Origin of the sequence: Algibacter sp. (assembly GCF_049667265.1) — a bacterium.
In the GTDB taxonomy this organism is placed as follows: Bacteria; Bacteroidota; Bacteroidia; order Flavobacteriales; family Flavobacteriaceae; genus Algibacter_B.
Genome location: NZ_JBATHX010000337.1, coordinates 1 through 3,486, shown reverse-complemented (window position 1 = coordinate 3,486; position 3,486 = coordinate 1). Strand labels below are relative to the sequence as shown.

Annotated in this window: 2 protein-coding genes; both read right to left on the bottom strand. The window is 37.2% G+C overall.

What is annotated here, in order from left to right; all coding sequences use genetic code 11:
- The coding region (locus WBN21_RS11950; protein WP_424200576.1) for a WD40/YVTN/BNR-like repeat-containing protein at window positions 1-1,129 on the bottom strand (1,129 nt) is incomplete at its 3' end.
- Between the two features lie 16 nt (window positions 1,130-1,145).
- A partial coding sequence (aspS, locus tag WBN21_RS11945; RefSeq protein ID WP_424200574.1) for an aspartate--tRNA ligase occupies window positions 1,146-3,486 on the bottom strand: 2,341 nt, incomplete at its 5' end.

Sequence of the window (3,486 nt, the reverse complement as noted above, 5' to 3'; positions counted from 1 at the left end):
GTTTAATAAATGCGCCATTAATACTATATAGCTCAATTAAAATGTTGTCGGTTACATGATAGTTTATAGTAAATTCTAAAGTGCTCTCAACAGGATTTTTAGAGAAAGAAATATCCAAATCTTTCCTGTAAATTTCAGAATTGCTGGTGTTTAAAGTTTGGGTTGTGTATTTATAAACGGTCGCTCCGGCTGCATAAGCAAGCGAGTTGTTTATAATAAAAATACGATTTAAATTACCACCTATGCTAAGGTTTGTCCAAGTAGCACCGCCATCATTAGTTTCATGAAAACCTGTGGTGTGTCCACCCATCCAGCCTTTTGTTTCCGAAACAAAACCTACGGCTTCAACACCACTTTCAGGAGCGTTATAGCTTGTCCAAGTATCGCCACCATCTAAAGATTTTATTAATTTACCAGGGTTTGGGTTAGACGCATATAGCGCTCCAAACATCGCATCTGGATTTCCATCAAGTATTTGAAGTTTCCAAACATATTCTCCTGGAATATTCGCTTGGTAAATATTTGTCCATGTTACGCCCCCATCAGTCGTTTTTAAAACAACCGCACCAGTATTATTTCTGCCGGCTGCAAACCCGTTAAGTTCATCTAAAAATTTTATTTCAACTAAGGCATTAGCGTAGGCTGACATGTCGGTGTGCGTCCATGTTAAACCACTATCAATTGATTTTATAATATGCGCAGGTTGAAAATAAGCGCCACAGCCATAAACTGTAGAAGTTCCTACGGTATTTATGCCACAAATCGCGTTCGGGTTTGGGCTAATTGAAACGGCAGACCAATTATCGCCACCATCAGTTGTTTTATAAAAAGCACCATTTAATGTACCTACAAAGCCAATGTTTTCATTCAGAAATTCAACATTTCTAAAATAATAATTATTGCCTGGTAACTCAGAATGATTTAGTTGTTCTGTCCAATTTAAACCGCCATCGGTGGTTTTAAAAATAGCCCCATGTTGTCCGTTTGCTGCCCAACCTAAATTATCATTCAAAAAAAATACATCGTCAAAACGCGTTCCATCGGTATTTGTTACAATGTTAGGAGAAGCCTGCCAAGTCTGTGCAAAAGTGCTAAAACTTACTAGTAAAAAAAGATATATAGATTTCATAATGACAAGATAAATATTATTTCCTTAAAATTCTCACATTCATTTCTTCTACCTTTTTATCAGATAGGAGTGAAGGAGCGCCAAACAGTAAATCTTCACTAGTTCCTGTTTTTGGGAACGCCATCACTTCTCTAATAGAGGCTTTTTTCTCTAAAATCATCATCAATCTATCTACACCCCAAGCAATACCGCCGTGTGGTGGTGCGCCATAATGGAACGCTTTATACATGGTGCCAACGCTCTTCATCATTTCTTCTTTATTGTAACCCATGTTTTTGTAAGTGGCTTCTAAAATTTCAGGTTTATGTGCACGGACGGAACCACCACCAATTTCGTAGCCATTCAAGATTAAATCGTATTGTTGCGCGATAATGCTTCCAATCTCTTCTTCTTTACCATTCATGTGCTTATCAAGGTCATAAATAGCTGGCATAGAGAATGGGTTATGTGTAAACGTCCAACGACCTTCCTCGGTTTTTTCAAACATAGGGAAATCAATAACCCATGCAGGTCTTAATTCCTTCGGGTTTATTAAGCGTAACATACTACCTAATTCTTGACGAACAGCATCTAAAGCTTTATTAGCAGTCGCATAATCTGCTGCCGAAAAGAATACAATATCGCCAACTTGCGCATTGGTTGTTTTGATGATTCCTGCAGCAATATCTTCACCTAAAAACTTAATAATTGGCGATTGTAAATCATTTTCATTTACAATAATATAGGCTAAACCACCTAAACCATGTTGTTGTGCTATGGCGGTTAGTTTTTCAATCTGTCCCTTAGAGATTCGTTTGTTACCTTGCTCTTCGGCTGATACTTTAATACATTTTACAATACCGCCTTCTTCAATAGGTTTGCTGAAAACTTGGAAAGTAGTATCCTTTACAATGTCCGTAATATCTTGTAGTTTTAAGCCAAATCGTAAATCTGGTCTATCACAACCATAACTGTCCATCGCTTCTTTATAAGTAATGACTTCAAACGGACATAAAATCCATTTTTTGCCATATATTTTTTCAACAATACCATTGAACATTTTTGTGTTCAAATCGATAATTTGTTGCATGCTTGCATAGGCCATTTCAAGATCCAATTGCGTAAATTCTGGTTGACGATCGCCACGAGAATCTTCATCTCTAAAACAACGTGCTATTTGGAAATACTTTTCATAACCAGAAACCATCAACATTTGCTTGAATTGCTGAGGTGCTTGTGGTAAGGTATAGAACAAACCGGCTTGCTTACGTGTGGGTACGATAAATTCGCGAGCGCCTTCATCGGTTCCTGCACTTAAAATTGGGGTTTCAATTTCAAGGAATTCTTGCTCGTCTAAAATATCACGCATCATTTTGATGACTTTGTGGCGATTTACAATCACACGACGCACATCATCATTTCTGTGGTCTAAATATTTGTATTGGAAACGAACATTTTCATTGGTTTTTGTCGCTCGTTTTATTTCAAAAGGTAAGGTTTTAGACAGGTTTAGGATTTCTAAATCTTTGGCTTCTAATTCGATTTTACCGGTTCTTAAAGCGGCGTTATAATCATCTTCTTTACGTTGCATAATCGTTCCAGAAACCGTAATTACCGATTCTGGTTTCAGTTTTACTAACTCATCTAAATTAGCAAACGATTCTCTACTTAGTCGCACTTGGAATACTTGTGTACTAGAATCGCGTAAATCGATAAAAATTAATTCGCCATGATCGCGCACACTAGACACCCATCCTGAAAACGTGACGATTTCGTTGATGCTGTCATCTGAAATATCTGAAATGACGTGGGTTCTGTAGGTGTCCTTTATGATGATTGGGATTTCCGGAAGGACTTCCTCCTCTTTAACTTTATTAGCTATTGGCTGTTGGCTCTTAGCCGTTGGTTTTCCGTCTTCGGTCTTTTGTCCTCCGTCAATTTTCCCAGAAAGTGCATCAAGAATCCCTTCTCTGATTACTTTTCCTGAAGCGCCTTTTCCAATAATGGCAATGACTTTTCCAACTAGAATACCAGCTTTACCTTGGTTTCCAGATTGAATATCGATAGCGATGGCTTCATTTTCTGCAATCACTTTAACAATAGCAGCTTTAATTTGAGACTGTGAAATGGTGTTATCTTCAAAATACTTGTTATAGTTGAAGTCTCTATCTTTTAAATAAGACGTTATCGCATTTTGAACTAATACCGATGTGATTTTTTCATCCTTAAAAAGCTGAAAAATTTCCGTTAAATGTTCAACGCGATGGATTTCTGTATACTCATCGGCAGCAATATTATTTACTAATGTTTTGGCAACAAACGACGGATCTTTAATTTCGTTATTAATCGCAATAAACGTTTCCGAACGTAATGAATCT